Origin of the sequence: Nocardia sp. NPDC101769 (genome assembly GCF_044766925.1) — a bacterium.
In the GTDB taxonomy this organism is placed as follows: domain Bacteria; phylum Actinomycetota; class Actinomycetes; order Mycobacteriales; family Mycobacteriaceae; genus Nocardia.
This window is the reverse complement of record NZ_JBIWMX010000031.1, coordinates 92,013-113,133: the sequence shown is the minus strand read 5'-3', so window position 1 is coordinate 113,133 and position 21,121 is coordinate 92,013. Positions and strand designations below refer to the sequence as shown.

At 67.9% G+C, this 21,121-nt stretch carries 12 protein-coding genes and 1 pseudogene; 9 read left to right on the top strand and 4 right to left on the bottom strand.

Annotation, left to right across the window (positions count from 1 at the left end; all coding sequences use genetic code 11):
- A pseudogene (locus ACIRRA_RS35760) lies at positions 1 to 810 on the top strand (serine/threonine protein kinase); the annotation flags it as partial.
- 19 nt (positions 811 to 829) lie between these two features.
- Here ACIRRA_RS35760 and ACIRRA_RS35755 read toward each other — a convergent pair.
- Entirely contained in the window at positions 830 to 6,298 is a 5,469-nt protein-coding gene (locus ACIRRA_RS35755) for a biotin carboxylase N-terminal domain-containing protein (RefSeq protein ID WP_402777424.1), read from the bottom strand.
- A 275-nt stretch (positions 6,299 to 6,573) separates the two neighbouring features.
- Between ACIRRA_RS35755 and ACIRRA_RS35750 the strand changes: the two genes are divergently transcribed.
- The 8 genes from ACIRRA_RS35750 to ACIRRA_RS35715 are packed head-to-tail and all read left to right on the top strand — an operon-like array spanning position 6,574 to position 13,731.
- On the top strand, positions 6,574 to 6,972 hold the full coding sequence (locus ACIRRA_RS35750; protein ID WP_402777422.1) for a TcmI family type II polyketide cyclase: 399 nt from the start codon (positions 6,574 to 6,576) through the stop codon (positions 6,970 to 6,972).
- Positions 6,973 to 7,230 carry an acyl carrier protein gene (locus ACIRRA_RS35745; RefSeq protein WP_402777419.1) on the top strand — a complete coding sequence of 86 codons (258 nt, stop codon included), beginning with the start codon at positions 6,973 to 6,975 and terminating at the stop codon, positions 7,228 to 7,230.
- The gene (locus ACIRRA_RS35740) at positions 7,230 to 8,117 is read left to right on the top strand and encodes a cupin domain-containing protein (protein ID WP_402777416.1); all 888 of its coding nucleotides are present in this window, start codon (positions 7,230 to 7,232) and stop codon (positions 8,115 to 8,117) included. The genes ACIRRA_RS35745 and ACIRRA_RS35740 overlap by 1 nt, the downstream gene beginning before the upstream one ends.
- Positions 8,114 to 9,376: a beta-ketoacyl-[acyl-carrier-protein] synthase family protein gene (locus tag ACIRRA_RS35735; protein ID WP_402777413.1), complete on the top strand. Its 1,263-nt coding sequence runs from the start codon at positions 8,114 to 8,116 to the stop codon at positions 9,374 to 9,376. The genes ACIRRA_RS35740 and ACIRRA_RS35735 overlap by 4 nt, the downstream gene beginning before the upstream one ends.
- The gene (locus tag ACIRRA_RS35730; RefSeq protein ID WP_402777410.1) at positions 9,373 to 10,623 is read left to right on the top strand and encodes a beta-ketoacyl synthase N-terminal-like domain-containing protein; all 1,251 of its coding nucleotides are present in this window, start codon (positions 9,373 to 9,375) and stop codon (positions 10,621 to 10,623) included. The genes ACIRRA_RS35735 and ACIRRA_RS35730 overlap by 4 nt, the downstream gene beginning before the upstream one ends.
- A complete protein-coding gene (locus ACIRRA_RS35725; RefSeq protein WP_402777407.1) occupies positions 10,620 to 11,042 on the top strand; it encodes an antibiotic biosynthesis monooxygenase family protein in 423 nt (140 codons plus the stop codon). The genes ACIRRA_RS35730 and ACIRRA_RS35725 overlap by 4 nt, the downstream gene beginning before the upstream one ends.
- A gap of 5 nt (positions 11,043 to 11,047) precedes the next feature.
- Positions 11,048 to 11,968, top strand: coding sequence for a class I SAM-dependent methyltransferase (locus ACIRRA_RS35720; protein WP_402777404.1), 921 nt, complete (start codon positions 11,048 to 11,050; stop codon positions 11,966 to 11,968).
- Positions 11,969 to 12,015: 47 nt separating this feature from the next.
- Entirely contained in the window at positions 12,016 to 13,731 is a 1,716-nt protein-coding gene (locus ACIRRA_RS35715) for an MFS transporter (protein ID WP_402777401.1), read from the top strand.
- Between the two features lie 83 nt (positions 13,732 to 13,814).
- Here the strand turns inward: ACIRRA_RS35715 and ACIRRA_RS35710 are convergent, their stop codons facing one another.
- From ACIRRA_RS35710 to ACIRRA_RS35700, 3 genes are read right to left on the bottom strand one after another with little or no spacing between them, the layout of a single operon-like run.
- Complete coding sequence (locus ACIRRA_RS35710; RefSeq protein WP_402777398.1) at positions 13,815 to 16,076, bottom strand: MMPL family transporter; 2,262 nt, start codon at positions 16,074 to 16,076, stop codon at positions 13,815 to 13,817.
- Positions 16,070 to 16,828 (bottom strand): thioesterase II family protein, encoded by a 759-nt coding sequence (locus ACIRRA_RS35705; protein WP_402777395.1) that lies wholly within the window; start codon positions 16,826 to 16,828, stop codon positions 16,070 to 16,072. The genes ACIRRA_RS35710 and ACIRRA_RS35705 overlap by 7 nt, the downstream gene beginning before the upstream one ends.
- Positions 16,825 to 21,072: a type I polyketide synthase gene (locus ACIRRA_RS35700; protein ID WP_402777392.1), complete on the bottom strand. Its 4,248-nt coding sequence runs from the start codon at positions 21,070 to 21,072 to the stop codon at positions 16,825 to 16,827. Before ACIRRA_RS35700 ends, ACIRRA_RS35705 begins: the two co-directional genes overlap by 4 nt.
- Positions 21,073 to 21,121 lie beyond the last annotated feature (49 nt).

Sequence of the window (21,121 nt, the reverse complement as noted above, 5' to 3'; positions counted from 1 at the left end):
GAGAACAGCTGGCGGGCACGGCTTTCGCCCCACTACGTCCCGATCCTGTGGCTTATCGCATTGGTCGCCGACGGCCTGGCGGCGGGCTACCTGTATGGGCAGACCATGCAGTTCGGCAGAGGGCTCTTGACCGGTGCCACCCGCTCGGAGCTCTTACGGTTAACGAACATCTTCTACCTGATCGCCTGGCCTCTGGCCGTCGTGAGCTGGTTCTACATATGTCGGCATCTGATCGCGGTGCCCCGCGGCCTGCGCGCGGGCAGACGCTATGACGAGGCGATGCTGGCCCGGGTCCGGTCGTTCACCCTGTTCTGGGCCGACTTCGACGTGATGTTCACCCTCGTGTTCTGGACGATCGGCGCGGGGGTGTTCGTGGCCCTGCTCGGCACGGTGGTCCGTCTTCCGCCGCGGCTGCTCGTGCATTCGGCGGAGTTCGTGCTGGTGTGTGGCGCCTTCGCGGTTTCCTACACCTTCTTCGTGCAGGCGTTCTACATCGTCCGTTGCGTGTACCCGATCTACCTGCGCTATGGGCACACGACGGCTCGCGATGCCGCCCACCTGCGCGCACTGCACCGCAGAAGCACGGTCTACCTCGGCATCGCGGCATCGGTGCCCCTGGTCGCCGTGGTTACCGGATTGAGCTACCTCGGGGAGGACGAGCGTGCGCGCATCATGGGTTGGGTGCTGTGGTTGTGCGTGATCACCGGGCTCGCGTTCGTGGCCACATACTGGCTGTTCCGAAAGCTGGAGGCCGACCTGCGGGCCCTCGAGCGGGTCGTCGAGAAGCGATCGGGCGTCGAGGTCGCATGACAGCCCCGGGCGCGAGACGCTAGGAGGCCACCGCGCCGGCCATGCCGCGCTCGATCGCCGCGACGATCTGCGGGCGGAGCGCGGCCGCGGGGATGATCGAGTGCACGGAACCGACCTCGCGGGCGCGCGCGATGGTGTGGATCGCCTCGAACTCGGCGGCGACCTCGCCCAGCTTGTCCGACCGCACCGCGGCCTGCCGGGCGGCCAATTCGAGTCGCAGCCGGGCCCTTTCGGCACCGTCGGCGGCGATCCGGTGCTCGAGCTCGCGCACTTCCGGGTCCGCCGCGGTGCGGTTGTTCACCTCGCGGGAGAACACGACCGCCGCCGCGGGTGCGCCGCCGATCACAGAGGCGAACGAGCCTTCGACCGCGAGCACCTCCATGTTGTCGTTGAGCGCGCCGGAGAAGACCACGAACGCTCCGCCGTGGTAGCGCGAGATGACGCAGAACACGATCGGGCCGTCGAAATTGACGACCGCGCGCCCGATTTCGGCGCCGTATTCGAGTTGGATATTGCGCAGTGATTCGGGGGAGCCGTCGAAACCGGAGAGGTTCGCCAGAATCACCACCGGCCGGTTGCCGCTGGCGGCATTGATCGCGCGGGCCGTCTTCTTCGACGACTGCGGGAAGAGGGTTCCCGAGGTCCAGGTGTCCGGGCCGTCGGCCGGGACCCAGCCCTTGCGCTGGATCGTGCGAGATTCGAAGCCCACCACGGTCACCGGGTAACCGGCCAGATGGGCGTCGAACACCACCGAGGTGTCGGCGCCGGCCATGTCCGCCCACCGCTCCAGCACCGTGTGGTCCTGGTCGACCACCGACCGCATCACCGTGCGAATATCGAACGGCTTCTTGCGCTCCGGGTTCTGCTCGGCGGAGAAGATGTCGCCGACCACGCTGAAGTCGCTGGACCGGTGCACATGCGGGTAGCTGCGCACGTCGCGGTCGACCGGATCGGTGGTGACCGCCCGCCGCGGGAAGCGTTCGCCCGGAGCGACATACGCGTGCTCGTAGTGCGCGAACAGAATGTCGCAGGCGGCGGTCAGGTTCGGCGCCCAGTACTGCGCCTCGCCGTTCGGGCCCATCACCCGGTCGTAGCCGCCGATGCCGAAGTTGTCCTCGGCCGAGACACCGCCGGAATAGTCCAGCGACTGCTTGCCGGTGAGCACCATCGCGCTGTCCGGAGTCATCACCAGAATGCCCTTGGTGTGCGCCAGCATGGTCGCCTCGGCGTTCCAATACGGCTGGGCGCCCACATTGATGCCCGCGACGATGATGTTGATCTCGCCGCCGCCCTGGGTGAAGGTGATGATCCGGCGCAGCGCGCGCGACACCCAGTCCATGTTCTCGGTGCCGCTGTCCATCGAGATGGTGGCACCGGAGGACAGCGCGAACCATTCCACCGGCACGCCAAGGCTTTCCGCGAGATCGATCGCGGCGACCACGCGCGCGCATTCGTTCCCGGCGACGGTGCCCAGCGCCTTGGTCGGGTCACCGAACAGGGCGATGCGGGTCATGCCCTCGGGATAGCGGTCGGTGATCGTGGTCACCCTCCCCACGATCATGCCGGCCGTGTTGTGGCCGTACGGGCGGTCCACCGGCACCAGCTTTCCGGACGAGTCGATGTCGAGTTCGGTGAAGCTGCCGCGACCGCGGGTCAGCAGTGGAATCAGTTCATACGGATAGACGGTGCCGCGAGCCCTGGCGCGCTGCACCAGCTGGGCGTACTCGTCGAGAGGACGCAGCGGATCGGTGGGCGGCTCGGTGATCGCGAAACTGATCTCGTCGCTCGAATGATACGAGAAGCGCAGCGCCACATCGCGAATCGTGTCGTCGGGGCCCGCCGAGAGGCGGCCGATGATGGTGATCTCCTCCAGTCCGGTGCCGAGAGTCAGCGGCGCGATGGTGTGCGCGATCACCTCGATGCGGTCGGCCGGGATGTCCATCACCGGCCAGACGAACAGCGCAATCCGGTTGTGGTCCAACCGCTTCGGCTCACGCTGTGTCTGCGCCCGGCGGATGCCGTCCAGGCACGCCGCGATCTTGCGCTCGATCGCCGGGACGGTCACGATCTCGCCGTTCTCGTCACGCTGGGCGGAGAAGTCGCGTACCTCGGCGAGTGCGATGAACCGCTCGTCGGCCGGATTGTCCTTGGCGACAGAGTGATACAGATAGATGCCGGACGGCGCGGGCAGACGGGTGCCGTTGAAGTTCTTCAACCGCCACAGGTCCAAACGCTGGCCGGTGAGCGGATGCATGTCGCGGATGATGAGGTCCTCGGCGAGCCCGGATGCCGTGTGGCGGAAGGTGACGTGCCGGACGTCGGCCGTGTCGCCGTCCAGCACCGCCACCGAGATACGCCGCCAGGTGCCGGACTGCGGATGCGCTTCCAGTTCGGTGCGCAGCGCCGCCGACAGCTCGTCCCCGTCGGCGGGCGCATCGTGCCACGAAATGTACACGTCGACAACCAGATTCGGCACATTCGGCCCCGCCACGTCGGCCACGACGTCGAGCGTGGCCGCGAGATCGGCATGCTCGGCCACCGTGGAGACCAGGTGCAGACGCTCCCCGGCGAGCTCGAACGTGCCGGTGACCAGGTGCCGGCCCGAGCGGTCGAACGCCATCACGTCGTCGAGGGCGTGGATCCGGTAGTACTGCCGGGTGATCACCTCGAGCAGCGGGTTCGGATCCGACATGTATTGTCCCAGTAGGCCGGTCAACGGTTCCGGGGCGTCGACCATGGCCGCGACGCGCCGCGCGTAGAAGGAGGCGCCGGGCCGCCGGGCCAGGTAGGCGAGGCTACCGCGCACCTTGTCGTACACATCCTCGCGGGCCGCGCGGATCACCGGCTCGTCGAATACCCGGAAGCGCAGGGTGCGTGCCACATCGCCGATCAGCGGGTAACGCAACTGTGTGGCCAGGATGAGACGGTCGAGCACCTCCCTGAGCTCGGGCACCTCGGCGGTGCGCTCGTCGGCATTGGCCAGCCAGCGCTCGAGTTCCCCGGCGATCACCGGTACCTGGTTGTCCATCCGTTGCAGGGCGAGGAACAGGCGATAGACCGCCTCCTCCAGTTCGGGCGTGCGGTCGAGCGAGGTCACATCGTAGTGGCGCAGCGCACGAGAAAGCCTGGCGCGGAAGGACTCCGGCAACCCCTGCACATCCACGTCGAGTGACTGCAGGAACGAGTGGAAGTGTTCGCGCGGGCTGTGCACGGGGTCGGCCACCTCGCTCTCGCCGATGGTCGGGCGGTTGCGGGACAGCTCGCAGACGTCGGCGAAGGTGGTCAGGATCGCGAGTTCCGCCTGGGTCAGCTCCGGGTCGTCCTCCGACAGCTCGTTGCGCAGCTCGTTGTATTCCTCGAGCAGCGTGCGGGCCCGGGCGGCGCTGACGTCGTAACCCGTGAGCAGGGTGCTCATGGCGTCGAGCCGAGCGAACGCCTCGGAGCGGGCGTCGCCGCGGATCTGCTCGAGCGGCGCGAACTCCACGCGGCGGGTCTCGGCGACGTTCGCGACGGCGTCACCGGTATCGATGGTGTCCACCCGCAGCAGCGGCGCACCGGCATCCACCTGCGAGTTCACCACGGCGTTGAGCTCCCGGACCCGGCCCGGCCCGGGCGCGCGGACCGCGGTCTCCATCTTCATGGATTCCAGCACCACCAGGGTGGCGCCGGCCTCGACCTCGTCGCCGACGGCGACGGGAACCGCGACCACGACGGCGGGCGCGGGTGCCCGCACGATGCCGGCCTCGTCCTGGCTGATCTGGTGGCCGACGCCATCCACCTCGACCAGGTAGCCGGTCGGCCCGGCCACGGAGACGACATGGTGGCGGCGGTGAGCGATCGCGTAGCGGCTTTCGAAGGCGCTCAGCCGATCGACGACGACCTCCAGGTCACCGGAGTCGCCGCTCACCTGGTAGCGCCGCGGGCCCACCTGGCCGACCACCAGCGTGTAGGGATGGTTGCGATAGGACAGCTCCACTGTCCGCCCGATGGCGTGCCTGGCCCGTGGGCGGCCGCCGCGTGCGGAGGAGAGGAACGCGGCACGCTCGTGCGCTTCCTCGGTGTCGTAGGTGTCGATGGCGGCGGCCAGCAGCGCGACATCGGCGACCGCGGTCGGGCCGTCCGCGGTGCCGGCGCCGGTGCGATCCAGCCAGCCGGTGTCGGCCTCGCCGGAGATCAACTCGGGGCGGCTCAGCAGGTCCAGCAGGAACGACTTGGTGGTGGTGCCACCCTCGACGACGACCGTGGTCTCGCGCAGCCCGGTGCGCAGCCGGGCGAGCGCCTCGTCGCGGTCGCGGCCCCACGCGATCACCTTGGCCACCATCGAGTCGTAGTCCGGCGGGATCACGTCGCCTTCGGCGATGCCGGTGTCCACCCGCAGGCCCGAGCCCAGCGGGAACCTGAGCAGTTGCAGCCGGCCGGGTGCCGGAGCGAAACCGTTGTCGGCGTCTTCGGCATTGAGCCGGGCCTCGATCGCGTGGCCGAATTCCGTCGGGCCGTCGCCGTCGAGCGCGCCACCGGATGCCACGTGGATCTGCAGCTTGACCAGGTCGAGGCCGGTGGTGGCCTCGGTGATCGGGTGCTCGACCTGGAGGCGGGTGTTCACCTCGAGGAAGGTGAATCGCTGCTCGTCGGGCTGGTAGAGGTATTCGACGGTGGCGGCGCCGCAATAGCCGGCCGCCTTCACCAGGTCGGCGGACACCTTGCGCAGGTGATCGGCCTCGTCCTTGGTCACCACCGGGGACGAGGATTCCTCGATCACCTTCTGGTTCTTGCGCTGGATGGAACAGTCGCGGACGCCGGGCGCCCACACCGTGCCGTGGCTGTCCGCGATCACCTGGACCTCGATGTGGCGGGCACCGGTGACCAGGCGTTCCAGGAACACGACGGGGTCGCCGAAGGAGCGTTCGGCCTCGCGCTGGGTGCGCTCGAGCGCGAGATCCAGTTCGTCCTCGGCGTACACCTTGCGGATGCCGCGGCCGCCGCCGCCCGAGCGGGACTTGACGATCAGCGGGTAGCCGATGGCGTGTGCGTGCCGGCGGGCGTCGGCGCCGGTGTCGACCCGGCCACCTGACCAGGGGGCGACGGGCACCCCGACCTTCTCGGCCAGCAGTTTGGCCTCGATCTTGTCGCCGAGCAGGCGCATGGCGTGCGAGGACGGACCGATGAAGGTGAGGCCGAGATTGCTGACGAGGTCGGCGAACACCGGGTCCTCGGCCACGAAGCCCCAGCCCACCCAGACGGCGTCGGCCCCGGACTCGATCAACGCGCGCTCGAGCTCGGCATGGTCGAGGTAGGGGTTGGTGACGCCGTTGCGCCGCAGGGTGACGCTCTCGTCGGCTTGACGGACGAACAGCGCGCGCCGCTCGGCATGGGTGTGCAGGGCGATGGTGCGGATCCCGTGGTTGTACTCCGCATTGAGCTCGCGGACAGCCCGGATCAGACGCACGGCCGGCTCGCCTCTATTGACTATGGCAATCCGCTGGATCATTTCTGCGTCCATTCTCGTGTCGGCGAATCGCGTCGTCGGCATTCATTGTTAACACCGCTTCGACGGTGTGCCGCGCAACGGCACCGAGAGAGTCATCAAAAAGTGTCCCACCGTTGGACGCCACCTTAGGTGTTGATCATCTGCACCCTGGGGACGAGCCGGAGTGCCTCGAGGGTGATGGATACCGACCGGTCTCAACTCGTAGATTCGTCGTACCAGGAAAAGACCTGTATCGGGATCCACGTTCCCCTGAAAGTTCAAGTAGGAGAAGGCCGATGGTAATTCAACATCGTTCGCTGATCGTCGCTCGAATAGTTCCGGACGCTGTTACCCGCGTAGCCGAGATCTTCGCCGAATCCGACGCGACGGATTTGCCGATGCTCGCAGGCGTCACCCGGCGCGAGCTCTACGCCCTGGGCGACCTGTATGTGCACCTGCTGGAGACCGAGCAACCCGGTGCCACCGCCATCGGTGCAGCTCAGCAGCATCCGGAGTTCGCCCGCGTGAGTTCCCGTCTGGGTGAATTCATTTCGCCCTACCTCGCGAACTGGGAATCCCCGGCGGATGCTCGCGCTCGCATGTTCTACCAGTGGACGCCGCAGGCCGGTCCGACGCTGGAAATCCCGAACCGATCGTCTTCGGGTACCGACACACAATGGAAGGCAGAGAAATAAATGTCCGACGCATTCACCATCGAAACCCTGCGCGCGATCCTGGACGAGCACGTCGGGGTCGACATCAGCCCGCACGAGTTGCAGAAGGCAGAGACGCTGACAATGGAAGAACTCGGCGTGGATTCACTGGCGGTCTTCGAGATTCAGGGCGTTGTGGAACGCGACTTCGACGTCAGGTTGCCGGCTGAGCTCCTCGAGATGACCGGTGGTGAAGTGGTTCGGTACGTCGAGCTCGCAATTGTCGAGGAGGTCGCGTGATGTCCGGGCACACAGAAAACACGATCCTCATCGACACGCCCCTCGAAGTGGTGTGGGATTCGACCAACAACGTGCGGTCCTGGCCGGATCTGTTCTCCGAATACGCCGCCGTCGATGTTCTCGCCGAGCACGACCACACCGTCCGATTCCGGCTCACGATGCATCCGGACGAGGCGGGGCGAGTGTGGAGCTGGGTCAGCGAGCGCACCGTCGATCCCGTCAACCGGACCGTCGACGCCCATCGGGTGGAGACCGGACCGTTCGAGTACATGCGCATCCACTGGCACTATGCCGAGTCCGGATCGGGCACCCGAATGACCTGGGTCCAGGACTTTCACATGCGACCGGGCGCACCGCTCGACGACGCCGGCATGACCGACCGCATCAACACCAACAGCGTGATCCAGATGCAGCTCATCAAGGAGAAGGTCGAACAGCGCCACGCCGCCGCGGCCGAGACGACCGCCACGCCGAGCATCCGAGCGGGCCGCGTCGATGTTTCCGACCTGCCCGCCGACCGCCGCCGCGGCGGCGAGATCAGGACCGTGCTGAGCCCGAAAACCGTTGGTAGCACGTCCGGATTCACCGGCGTCGCCACTCTGGAACCGGGTGAGCGCATCGCCGAGCACTACCACCCGTATTCGGAGGAGTTCCTGTATTGCGTTCAGGGCGACATCACCGTCGACCTCGACGATGAGGAGTGGTCGCTGGCAACGGGGCAGGGACTGTTCGTACCGATCGGTGTCCGGCACCGGTTGCGCAATACCGGGACCGAGACCGCGAACATCGTCTTCCATCTCGGACCGCTCGCCCCGCGACCCGAACTCGGTCACGTGGACACGGAACTGTCGGCGGCTGCGCCCGGCGCCGCGGAGAGAGCGCGATGACCCGGGTCGCGGTCACGGGGGTTGGCGTCGTCGCTCCGGGCGGGATCGGACGCCGGTCGTTCTGGGACTGTCTGTCGTCCGGGCGAACCGCGACCCGCCGGATCAGTTCCTTCGATCCGACCGGGTTCCGCTCCCAGGTGGCGGCGGAATGCGATTTCGATCCGCAGGCATCCGGGTTGTCGCCCCGGCAGGTGCGCCGCTTCGATCGGATGACCCAGTTCGCTCTCGTGGCCGCCCGCGAGGCGTTCGAGGACAGCGGTCTGGAGCTGTCCGACGCCGCGCGCGACATGTTCGGGGTGTCGCTCGGCTCCGCGGTCGGCGCGACCATCACCCTGGAGAACGACTACGTGGTCGCCAGTGACGGTGGCCGGGATTGGCTGGTCGACGAGGGCTCCGTACAGCCCTACCTGTATCAGGCCCTCGTCCCCAGCAGCATGGCCGCCGAGGTGTCGGCCTACTTCGAATTGCACGGTCCGGCAAGGGTTGTCTCGACGGGCTGCACATCCGGGATCGACTCGATCGGTCACGCGCTGCACATGATCGAGGACGGTGACGCCGATTTCGTCCTCGCGGGCGCCTCGGAAGCACCGATCTCACCGATCTCCGTCGCGGCGTTCGACGCGATCCGGGCGACCACCGATGACAACGACGATCCCGCGCACGCCTCGCGGCCCTTCGATCTGACGCGGGCCGGTTTCGTGCTCGGGGAAGGTGCGGCCGTGCTCATGTTGGAGAAGCTCGACCACGCCCTGGCTCGAGGCGCCCACATCTATTGCGAGATAGGTGGATACGCCTCGCGCTGCAACGGCTACCACATGACCGGACTCCGCCCGGACGGGCTGGAGATGAGCATGGCCATCTCGGATGCGATGGACCGGGCCCGGCTCGATCCCGGCGCGCTCGGCTACATCAGTGCCCACGGCTCGGGCACGAGGCAGAACGACCGTCATGAGACGGCCGCTTACAAGAAGGCGCTCGGTGCCGCCGCGTACGAGATTCCGATCAGCTCGATCAAGTCGATGGTCGGGCACTCGCTCGGCGCGATCGGTTCCATCGAGCTGGCGGCCTGCGCGTTGGCGATGGATACCGGGGTGATCCCGCCGACCGCGAACTGGAGTACCCGAGACCCGGAGTGCGATCTGGACTATGTCCCGAACACGGCCCGCGACGTCACCGTCGATGCGGCGTTGTCGGTGGGCAGTGGGTTCGGTGGTTTCCAGTCCGCGATGGTCTTCACCCGTCCGGAGGAGTTGCGATGAACCGTCGTGCAGTAATCACCGGGATCGGTGTGATCGCCCCGAGCGGCAACTCGGCGAGTGAACACTGGAAAACCGTTGTGGCAGGCGAGAATCGGATCGCACCGATCACTCACTTCGACGCCTCCGCGTATTCGACCACACTGGCCGGCGAGGTCCGCGACTTCGTGCCGGAGGAGTACCTGGACCGCCGTCTGATCGTGCAGACCGATCGGTGGACGTGGATGTCGCTGGCGGCGACAGCGCAGGCCCTGTCGGATGCGGAGCTCGATCCCGCCGGGCTGGATCCGTTCCGGATGTCGGTCGCCTTGGCGAGCTCGTCGGGCGGCAACGAATTCGGACAGCGGGAGCTGCAGCGGCTGTGGTCCGGACCCAAACGTACTGTCGGCACCTATCAATCGGTCGCCTGGTTCTATGCGGCGAGCGTTGGGCAGACCTCGATTCTGCATCAGATGAAGGGGCCGTCGAATGTGCTCGTCGCCGAAGCGGCGGGCGGCCTGGACAGCCTCGGCTACGCGGCTCGCATGATCGGTCGCGGAGCCGACGTCGTCCTGGCCGGCGGCACCGAGGCGCCACTCGGCCCCTACGCGCTCACCTGCATGCAGTGCAGCGGATGGCTGAGCCGGCAGCAGGATCCGGCACGCGGATATCTGCCTTTCGACGCCGATGCCGCCGGATATGTCCCCGGTGAGGGCGGCGCCATCTTCGTTGTCGAAGAAGAGCAGCACGCACTGCGGCGCGGCGCACCGTACGTGTACGCCGAGGTCGCCGGGTACGCCGCCACCCACGACGGCCGTACCTCCCGCCCCCGGGGCGACGTGACCGGCGAGCAGCCCTCGAAATACCTTGCCGCTGCACTGAATCGAGCACTGGACCGGGCGCAGACCTCGCCAGAGCAGACAGATGTCCTGTTCGCCGACGCGGTCGGCGTGCCAGCTGCCGACCGGGCCGAAGCCGAGGCGATCCGCACCGTCTTCCCCGACGGGGTACCCGTCACCGGTCAGAAAGGGCTGTTGGGCAGAGCCGTCCACGGCAGCTCCGCGCTCGACGTCGCAACGGCCGTGCTGGCCATGCGGGAACAGACCCTGCCCGCGTTCGGGGCGTCGCCCAACCCGGCCCCGGGGTGCGAACTCGATTTCATCGCCGCGCCGCAGCGAGCGGCCGTCGACGTCGCCGCCGTCGCCGCACGCGGATACGACGGCTTCAACAGTGCGCTGATTCTGCGCCGACCCGAAGGAGTCTCACAGTGAACGACAACGAGAGCACCGGACGCACCCGCCTCGGGCCCGGTCGGGTCGTCTTCCTGATCACCGTGCCACTGGAACGGCAAGACGATTTCCTCGCCGCCTACGAGCAGATCCGCCACCTCGTCGCCGAGGGCGTTCCCGGTCACATCGCCGACCAGGTCTGCCGATCGGCGGAGGACCCCGAGCAGTGGCTGATCACGAGCGAGTGGCAGGATCTCCAGGACTTCTACGACTGGGAAGCCACGCCGGAACACCGCACGCTCGTCCGGCCGATGCGTGAATGTTTCACCGCCGCACGGTCATCGAAGTTCACCATCGTTGCGGCCACGACCGCCGCAACCTTCGAGAACCGCCGGTCGGAGCTGACCGGGTCACCCCATCCCCACCGAAACGCCAACCCGGCAATGGCCGGAGAAAAGTGATCATCATGCGCAACGACACAGACTCCTGGGACATCAAGACGAGCGTCGGCGCCACCGCGCTGTTCGTCGCGGCAGCACGCGGCCTGGCGGCACAGCACCCACAGGCCCTCGCCGTCGACCCGTTCGCAGAAGTCTTCTGCCGCGCCGCAGGCGACGAATGGGCCGCGTTGTTCACCGCCGATCCCGAACAGACGAAGAACCATCCCCTGCGCGCCCCCGGTTTCGGACCGCTGTTCCAGGACTTCCAAGCCGCGCGTACCCGGTACTTCGACGACTATCTGCGCGCCGCCGCCGACGCCGGAGTGCGTCAGGTCGTCATCCTCGCCGCCGGTCTCGACTCCCGCGCCTACCGCCTGGCCTGGCCGGACGGCACGGTCATCTACGAACTCGACCGCTCGCAGGTTCTCGATTTCAAACGCGACGTGCTCGCCGGCACCGGGGCGCAGACCACCGCCGAACGCCACGAAGTCGCCGTCGATCTTCGCGACGACTGGGCAAACGCACTGCGCGACAACGGCTTCGATCCGTCGATACCGACGGCGTGGCTGGTCGAGGGCCTCGTCATCTACCTCACCCCCGACGCCCAGAATCAGCTGTTCGAGACCCTGAACGCGCTCTCGGCCCCCGGCAGCTGGCTCGGCATCGAAGAAATGGCCACGATCGACTCCGGCGTCTACGCCGAAATGACCACTCCCTCCACCGATCCCGACAGCTACGACCAGGGTGGTGGCGCGCGCTGGGCCGGCCTCATCTACAACGAGGGCAAAACCCAAGCGGTGCAATGGTTCCTGCCGCATGGCTGGAACGGTGCCGCGACCGGGCTGGTCGACTACCTGACATCCCACGGCCGTGCCGTGCCCGCCGGCAAGGGCCCGGTGGGGCATTTCAACCCGTCCCTGATGAGTCTCGCCACCGTACGGAAGTAACCGACCTGGCAATGCCGCAAAGCCCGGCAGGAAGGCAGGGTGCCGTCGTGCAGCACGACCGCGACGAAGCGGATTCACCCGAGCGCGACCACTCGGCACACACGCCGCCGGACCGCAGACGCTGGATCGCGCTCGTCGTGGTCCTCGTCGCGGGGTTCATGGACCTGCTGGACGCCACCATCGTCAATGTCGCGGTGCCGAGCATCCAGCGCGACCTCGGGGCGCAGTATGCACAACTCGAATGGATCGTCGCGGGATACGTGCTGGCGTTCGCGGCGGTCCTCATCACCGGTGGCAGGCTCGGCGATATCTACGGCCGCCGCCGGTTGTTCCTGACCGGCGTTGCCGGGTTCACCATCGCCTCGGCGCTGTGCGGCATCGCCGTCAGTCCGGGAATGCTCATCGTCTCGCGGTTTCTCCAAGGCGGAACCGCGGGACTGATGGTGCCGCAGATCCTCGCGATCATCCACGTCACCTTCCCCCGCGAGGAGCGCGGCAAGGTGTTCGGCATCTTCGGCGCCGTGGTCGGATCGGCGGCGGTGGTCGGGCCGACCGTCGGTGGCGTCCTCGTCGACTGGAATGTGTTCGGCCTCCAGTGGCGGCCGATCTTTCTGGTCAACGTCCCGGTCGGTATCGCAGCCTTCGCGGCGGCCCTGTTCGTGGTTCGCGAATCGAAATCCGCGACCGCTCCGAAGCTCGATCTCGTCGGCGCCACGCTCGCCACCGCCGCGATAACGATGCTGGTGTACCCGCTCACGGAGGGACGCCGATACGGGTGGCCGGCATGGACTTTCGCGATGATGGCGGGCGCGGTCGCGATGCTCGCGGTCCTCGTCCTCTACGAGAACCGGCGTGCTCGGACGATCGGTTCACCGCTGATCGTGCTCGGACTGTTTCGGCGGCGGTCGTTCTCGATCGGCAGCGTGCTCTGGTTGATCTTCTGGATCGCGCTCGGTGGATTCTTCCTCGTCTGGACGCTCTACATGCAGATCGGCCTCGGCTGGTCGCCGCTGCGGGCCGGTCTGACCTCCGGCGTGTTCGCCGTCGGCGCTGCGGCGGCGGCAGGCATTTCCGTGGAGGTGCTCGTACCGCGGTACGGGCGCCGAGTGCTGATGGCGGGAGCACTGCTCAATGCGGCGGGCTTCGCCGCCTACGTTTGGACGGCGTGGCACTACGGTCCCGCGATCACCTCGTGGCAAATGATTGCGCCGCTGGCCATTTCGGGACTGGGCTTCGGCCTGGTCGTCTCGCCGACCATCGACTTCGTGCTGGCGGAGGTCCCCAGGGACGATGCCGGTTCGGCGTCCGGTCTGCTGAACACGGCTCAGCAGCTCGGCATCGCCCTCGGGGTCGCACTCGCCGGCGTGGTCTTCTTCGCTCAGATCGACAGCGGTTCCGGCCGCAGCGTCGACGTGGTCGCACCCCATGTGCGCACCGAACTCGCCGCGGCCGGCCTGAACACACAGGCGCAGACACAGATCATCCCCGACTTCCGGGCGTGCGTGCAGGACAGATCGGCCGCCACCAACCCCGCCGAGACACCGCCGAGCTGCCAGGCCATCCAGGGCCGATCCGCTCAGCCCGGAAGGCCCGATCCGGTCACCGAAATCCTCAGCGACGCGGGCAAAAAGGCCAATGCCGAGAACTTCTCCCGCACGTTCGGGCTCACGCTGTGGTGGGGTGTAGGAATTCTCGCCGTCGTCTTCGTGGGATTCTTCGCGGTCCCTCGCCGCGCGGAACATCACGATCCGAACGATCGCTGACCATCGAACTTCCTTGTGGCAGTCGGCTCGTCAGGAATATGGCCGCACGACCTCTGCCAACCGGGTGCCGCGCGAAGGGTCGATCATCCCGCCAGTTGTTCTGCGATCGAACCTGTCACTGTATCGGCGCTCGACGGTCTGTGGTCGCTGGCGATCGGTTCGACAACCACCGCTGTCAGCACCGGTCGGCTCGGGGCCGTCGAGGATTCCTTGAATCCGATGCGGGCGTGCAGCCGGCGCAACGGTTTTGGTGCCCACCAGTTCAGGTCGCCGGCGATCCGCATGAAGGCCGGCACCAGCACGCCGCGGATCAAGGTGGCGTCGACGAGGACGGCCAGCGCGGTGCCGATACCGAACATCTGCATGAACGACAGGCCGGTCGCGAACGACAACAGTGTCACGGTGAGCAGAGCTGCCGCGCTGCTGACGATGCGGCCGACGCGGCCGAGGCCCTCGATGGTGGCGGCTGTGGTGTCCGCGCCGGCGTCGTGTGCCTCCTTGATGCGGCCGAGCAGAAAGATCTCGTAGTCCACTGAGAGGCTGAATGCGATGCAGCACAGCAGCACCACCATGGCAATGTTGAGCGGTGCCGGGGTGAAGCCGAGCAGCCCGGCCAGGTGACCGTCCTGGAACACCCAGACCATGGCGCCCAGCACGGCTGAGAGCATGAAGATGTTCAGTACCAGCGCCTTGATGGGCACCACGATGCTCCCGGTGAACAGGAACAGCAACACCAGTGTCGCGGCCGCCATGATCGTCAGCGCCGGTGCGAGCCGAGAGGTGATGGCCGCGCGGCTGTCGATCAGCGACGCCGTCGGCCCGCCCACCGAATGGTCCCCCGGTAGTGCGCGAATCGCGCGCACCAAAGCCTGCGAAGCCGGGCTCTGGATGCCCGTCGATGGCTGCACCTCTTCGAATCTGGTTGTGCCAGAAAGGAATCGGGTTGCAGTCGGCCCGGGTGCGGTCACCAGCGCTCCACCCTCGTACCGGCCGAAGACGCCATCGACGTGGAGGACGCCGTCCATGGTCGAGATCTGCCGGGCGAGCGGTTCGAGCGCTTGCGGGTCGTGATCGGACAGCACGGTCACGGCGTCGGACATGTCCGCGGGATAGTCGTTGCGGATCGATGTGGTGACCTGCCGGGCCGCGGAGTCGGCGGGCAGCGCCCGCTCGTCCGAGGTCGCGAACTGTGCGTGCGCGAACGGGATTCCCATGAGGAGCAGCAGCGCCATGACTCCCAGCGCGGCACGCAGCGGCCGGCGCGTGACGGCTATCGCGGTGCGCCGCCAGAATCGCGACGGCTGTGCGAGCCGATCCCGGCGGCGGCGCAATGCCAGGGCATCGACGCGGGACCCGAGCAGGCTCATCAGGGCCGGCAGCACGATGACCGCGGCCAGCGCGGCCAGCAGCACCACCACGATCGCGGCGATACCGACCGACCGCAGGAAAGAGGTTGGAAACACCAGCATTCCGGCCATGGCGACGGTGACGGTGGCCGCGCTGAACAGGATCGTGCGCCCGGCCGTCGTGACAGCTTCCACGACAGCCTGTTCCGGCTCGTGGCCGCGTTGTCGCTCCTCGCGGAATCTCGACACCGTCAGCAGGCCGAAATCGATTGCGAGCCCGAGACCGAAGGCGGTGGCGACGGTCAGCGCATACACCGAGACCTCGGTGACATGGGCCAGCCAGAAGAGCACCCCGGTGGTGGACACGATCGAGACGACGCCCACCGACAGCGGCAGCAGCGCGGCCATCACACCGCCGAACACCACGATCAGCAGGAGCAGAGTCGCGGGCAGTGCGATCGATTCGGAGACGACCAGATCGCGGTGCACTCGACTCTCGATGTCATTGGTCAGGCCGAGCTTGCCGCCGGCTCGCACTTCGATCACGGGGTCATGGGCGGGCAGTTCGTCGACGATCCGCTGGGTGATCCGGGCCGCCGCTTCCGGGCTGCCATTCGGGTGCAGCAACACCAATCCGGAACGACCGTCCGCGCTGCGCAGCTCCGGCGTCCCGGTGGACCAGTACGAGCCCACGACCGCCACGTCCGGTTCGGCAGCGATCTGCTGCGTCAATCGCTGTGCGGCCGCTGCCACTTCGGGGCTGCCGACATCGCCGTCGCGCGCGGTCACCTGCAGGATCAGATCGGGGGAGCCGCCGAACCGGGTGTCGAGGACATCCTGGACGTGGGCGGACTCCGAGTGCGGATCGTCGAATCCGCCGACCTTCAGATGCTGGGACACCCCGGCCCCCATCAGGCCCGCGAGCACCAGGACGACGGTGGTAAGGGCGAGGACCAGCCGGGGGTGTGCGACGGTGGCGGTGGCGAGGCGTCTCAACATGGCAGCCTCGCTTCGGATCGGGCGTATCGGCGGAGCAGTTGCCGTAGGTGCCGGAACAGAAGTTCCTTCTGTTCGGTGAGGTAGAAGTGATCGCCGGGAAGGATCCGCACCTCGTGCAGGTCGGTGGTGCACCCCACCCAGGCGGCCAGATCGAGTTCGCCGGCCAGCGGATCGGCGTTGCCGCCGAAGACGTGGATCGGACACGGCAACGGTGGCTCGGCGTCCCGCTGGTCGCTCGCGCAGAGGCGCAGGTCGTCACGGATCGTCGCGAGCAGATCGCCCAGTAGCGCAGGAAGTTCGAGCAGTTCCGCGGGCAGCCCGCCGAGGTCGGTGAGCAGCCGGATCAGTGTCGCGTCGTCGAGCGCGTCGGTCAGGGCCAACGTCATCGGCAGCGGGGGAGCGGCGCACCCGGACAGCAGCAGCGCCCGAGGAGAGGTGCGCCCTCCGTGATGGCGGCGGCAGGCCAATCGGTAGGCGATGAGGGCGCCCATGCTGTGCCCGAAGAACAGGTGCGGTTCGGTGAGGAACCCGTCCAGCTGGTCGTCGAGCTCCGCGAGCAGTGCCTCGATGTCGGTGAAGCGGGCCTCCCCGGCACGGTGCTCGCGGCCGGGGAGCAGCACCGGCCAGACCGTCGCGTGCGGGTGCAGCGCGCGCTGCCATCCGTGGAATAGCGAGGTGCCACCGCCGGCGTGGTGGAAACAGAACAATCTCAGGCCCTGCTCGTCGGCGGGCCGAATCAGGTAGCGGGTCATCGCAACGCGGCCAGTTCCTCCGCCAGCACCCGCACTGTGTGCCGGATCTGCTCCTCGGTGTGGCACACCGTGACGAAGAACCGCAGCCGGGCCAGGTTCTCGGGCACGGCCGGATACAGGATCGGATTGACGTTGATTCCGCGCCGCAGCAACGCATTCGACAATGCCAGCGTCTTCATCGAATCACCGACGATGCACGGGATCACGGGCGTGGCGAAACTGTCGCCGGTGTTCATGCCGGCATTCCTGGCCAATTTCAGGAACAGCTCCGACCGGGCCCGTAGCTGTTCGAGCAGTACGGGCCGGGCCCGCAGCTGCCCAATCGCCGCCAGCGAGGCCGCCGCGTTGGGCGGGGTGATGCCGACGCTGTATATGAATCCGGGGGTGGTGTATTTGAGGAAACGAATGAGTTCGCGGCCGCCCGCCACGTAGCCACCGCACCCGGCGAGCGCCTTCGACATGGTGCCCGACCACAGTTCCACATCGGCACGGTCGACGCCGAAATGCTCGCCGATGCCGGCGCCGGTCGCGCCGAGCACTCCGATGCTGTGCGCCTCGTCGATCATGAACAGCGCGCGGTGCTTCTTCTTCACCGCGATGAGCGCGGGTAGATCCGGGATGTCACCGTCCTGGCTGTACACGCCCTCGATCACGATGAGCACTCGGCGGTACTGATGCCGAATGTCGGTCAGCATTCGGTCGAGTGCGTCGTGGTCGTTGTGCGGGAACGGCCGCCGGGTGGCGCCGGAGAGCTTGCAGCCCTGCAGAATACTGTCGTGCGCCAGGCTGTCGTGCACGATCAGGTCGCCCTCCCCGACGATGTGCCCGATCACCGTCACATTGGTGGCGTGGCCGCTGACCATCGCGAGCGCATCCTCGGTGCCCAGCAGGGCGGCGAGTTCCCGCTCGAGTTCGGCGTGAATCGGTTTCTCGCCGGAGAGCAGCCGGCTGGCCGAGCACGAGCTGCCGTACCGCGCGACCGCATCCTGGACCGCCGACACGACGGCGGGATGTCCCGACAGGCCGAGGTAGTTGTAGCTGGAGAAGTTCAGCACCTGGCGGCCTTCGATCACCGACGTGTCCCGGGTGACCCCGTCGTTGACGAGAAAGTAGGGGTTGGACATGCCCAGGGACTCGGCCAGCGCGATGCGCTCCGAGATCGCCTGGACCTCGGGGAAATCCGCGATGCGATGCTGGGGTTCGACGGCCGGTCGTGGTTCGGCGACGGGTTCGGGGAGGTATTGCTCTCCGCGGTGACGCGCGACGAGTACGACCACATCGCCGAGAGTTGTTGCGGGGGTGTACCAATTCGGTTCGACGACAAGTCCCGGGAACTTCCTTGCCAGGCCGCCGAACAGATCCGCGATCATGATCGAGTCGAATCCCAGGTCGTCGCCCAGGGTTTGGATGGTGCTCACCTTGTCTGCCGGAAACCCGCTGACCCGAGCGACTTCGGCGCGGACCGCCGCGGAAATGTCGCGACCCTGCTCCACAGTGATGGGCCGCGTCCGCATTTCCGGTGTGGCCGATGTGTTCCGGGCCGCGGCCGCGAGGACGGCGGCCTGCTCCCGGAAGAGCTCGATCAGCTGATCCATGGTGGATTCCGTGGTGTGTCCTGTTGTCGGAGTGGGTGTTTCGGTGCTGGGTGCGGGGGCGTCGACCTGGGTCCAGAAGCGGTGGGTGGTGGCGAACTCGTAGCCGCCGATGCGGTGCCGCACCCGGGCGGCGGGCTCGTAGAGGACGTCCCAGTCCGGGTTCAGACCGTCGCGGTACAGTGCCGCGACCGTCGAGGCGAGCTCGTTCCCGGTCGCATCCGGCCCGGGACAGGGCACCTGGATCGGCAGGTCGAGCTCGGCGTGAGCGCGGCCGACCAGCGGGGCCAGCGTGCGCCGGGGACCGACTTCCACGAGGTGGGTGGGCTCGGCCCGCACCGCGGCTGCCGTGGCATCGGCGAACCGCACCGTGGCCTCGACGTGTTCCACCCAGTAGGCGGCGTCCATCGGCTCGTCGGCGTCGAGCAGGCGTCCGCGCACGGTCGAATAGATCGGGATTTCGGGGTGGCGGTAGTGGCATTCGCCCGCCACCTCGGCGAAGGCGTCGAGCATCGGCTGCATCAGCGGCGAGTGGAATCCGTGCGAGATGGTGAGCGGGCGGGCGGAGATCCCGAGGTCGGCGAGCACCGCGCCGATCCGTCCGATGCCATCGGCGGCGCCGGACAGCACCAGTTCCCGCGGGCCGTTCACCGCGGCCACCGCGACCCGGGGCTCGGGGGCGATCAGCTCGGCCAGCTCGGAGGTCGTGCCCCGGACCGCGAGCATCGTTCCACCATCGGGCAGCTGCTGCATGAGCCGGCCGCGGGCGCAGATCAGCCGGCACGCGTCATCCAGGTCGAAGACTCCGGCGACCGCGGCGACCGCGTATTCGCCGACGCTGTGGCCGAGCAGCCACGCCGGCTCGATGCCGAGGTCGGTGAGCACCCGGGCCAGTGCGTACTCGACCGCGAAGATCGCCGGCTGGGCGAACTCGGTCCGGTGCACGAGTTCGCTTCCGCAGAGCAGTAGTTCGGCCACCGAGCGGTGCAGGCGCGGCGCCAGCTGTGCGTCCACCTCCGCGAGCGCCCGCCGGTAGGCGTGACTGTGCTCGTACAGCGCGCGCGACATACCGGGATACTGCGAGCCCTGACCGGTGAACAGCCAGCCGATCGACAACGGCTGCGCGACACCGGAATCGGGCGCCGTGCCCGAGGCGAACGCCCGCAGCGCCGACACCGCCTCCGCCCGCTCGCCGACCGCGAAAGCCAGCCGATGCCGACCGGAGGACTTCACGAGATTGCTCGACCAGCACAGTCGGCTCAGGGCGGCGGCATCGTGGTCGATGTGCTCGGCGAGCCGGGCGGCATTGCGCCGCAGGCCATCCCGATCGTTCGAGGAGACGGTGAGCACGCCGCCGCCGTCGGTCGCCGGTGGAATCCTGGTCGCGGGAGCGCCGGCCAGCAGCATGTGCGCATTGGTCCCGCCTATACCGAAGCTGCTGACGGCGCCGTGAATCGGGCCGTCCGGCAACGGCATCGGCTCGTGCAGCAGTCGCAGGCCGTGGCGGGCCAGCCGCAGCCGCGGATTCTCGTCGGCGGCGAACCTGGTGGGCGGGACGACGCGGTGACGCAGGCTGAGCGCCACCTTGATCAGGCCCGCGATGCCGGCCGCGCCCTCGGTGTGGCCGAGGTTGCCCTTGATCGACCCGATCGCGCAGGGCTGCGCCCGCTCGACCGCGTGCACCGCGCCCAGCGCCTTGGCCTCGATCATGTCGCCGAGAACCGTTCCCGTGCCGTGCGCTTCGACGAAGGCGACCTGCTCCGCGGGCACGCCGGCCCGCCGGTACGCCTCGGCGATCACCTGTTGCTGTGCCCAGCGGTTGGGCGCGGTGATGCCGTTGCTGCGCCCGTCGTTGTTCACCGCGCTGCCCTTGATCACCGCGTGGATCGGCAGACCCTCGGCCAGGGCGTCGGCGAGCCGTCGCAGCACCACCACCGCCACACCCTCGCCGCGGCCGATGCCGTCGGCCTTGCCGCTGAACGGCTTGCACCGCCCGTCCGGGGCCGAGAGGCCGGCCTGGGTGTAGAAGACGCTGAGCGCGGGTGTGACGGCGATATTCACCCCGGCGGCGAGGGCCTGGCCGCATTCCCCCGCCGACAGCGCGACACACGCCTGGTGCACCGCGACCAGCGAGGACGAGCAAGCGGTGTCGATGGCCAGACTCGGGCCCTTCAGGTCCAGCTGATAGGAGATCCGATTCGCGGTCATGAAATAGCCGTTACCCGAACCCATTTGGGGCGTGATACCCGCGTAGTCGCGCATGTGCACGGTCGCCCACTCGTTGGCCATGACGCCGACGAAGACACCGGTATCGGTCCCGGACTGGCGGCGGGGGTCGAGGGTAGCGTCCTCGAACGCCCGCCACGCGGCCTGCAGCAGTAGCCGCTGCTGCGGATCCATCGCCCGCGCCTCGCGCGGAGCGATGCCGAAGAACTCGTGGTCGAATGCGTCGGCATCGGAAAGGAATCCGCCGCTGCGGTTGTTGACCGATCCCGGTCCGCCCGCCGGATCATGGAATTCGCCTGCCCGCCAGCGCTGCTCGGGTACCTCGGTGACGGCGTCGGCGCCGGCCATCAGCAACTCCCACAACGCTTCGGCACTCGGCGCCTGCGGGAACCGGCAGTCGAGGCCGACGATCGCGATATCGCTCATGCTGTGTCCATCGGGCATGCGCGGCGGCTCTGCGTGGTTACGCTGCGCT

Bases quoted from the DNA above. Each gene is read 5' to 3' on its own strand.
- ACIRRA_RS35755 (WP_402777424.1), bottom strand. From the start codon at position 6,298: ATGATCCAGCGGATTGCCATAGTCAATAGAGGCGAGCCGGCCGTGCGT.
- ACIRRA_RS35750 (WP_402777422.1), top strand. From the start codon at position 6,574: ATGGTAATTCAACATCGTTCGCTGATCGTCGCTCGAATAGTTCCGGAC.
- ACIRRA_RS35745 (WP_402777419.1), top strand. From the start codon at position 6,973: ATGTCCGACGCATTCACCATCGAAACCCTGCGCGCGATCCTGGACGAG.
- ACIRRA_RS35740 (WP_402777416.1), top strand. From the start codon at position 7,230: ATGTCCGGGCACACAGAAAACACGATCCTCATCGACACGCCCCTCGAA.
- ACIRRA_RS35735 (WP_402777413.1), top strand. From the start codon at position 8,114: ATGACCCGGGTCGCGGTCACGGGGGTTGGCGTCGTCGCTCCGGGCGGG.
- ACIRRA_RS35730 (WP_402777410.1), top strand. From the start codon at position 9,373: ATGAACCGTCGTGCAGTAATCACCGGGATCGGTGTGATCGCCCCGAGC.
- ACIRRA_RS35720 (WP_402777404.1), top strand. From the start codon at position 11,048: ATGCGCAACGACACAGACTCCTGGGACATCAAGACGAGCGTCGGCGCC.
- ACIRRA_RS35710 (WP_402777398.1), bottom strand. From the start codon at position 16,076: ATGTTGAGACGCCTCGCCACCGCCACCGTCGCACACCCCCGGCTGGTC.
- ACIRRA_RS35705 (WP_402777395.1), bottom strand. From the start codon at position 16,828: ATGACCCGCTACCTGATTCGGCCCGCCGACGAGCAGGGCCTGAGATTG.
- ACIRRA_RS35700 (WP_402777392.1), bottom strand. From the start codon at position 21,072: ATGAGCGATATCGCGATCGTCGGCCTCGACTGCCGGTTCCCGCAGGCG.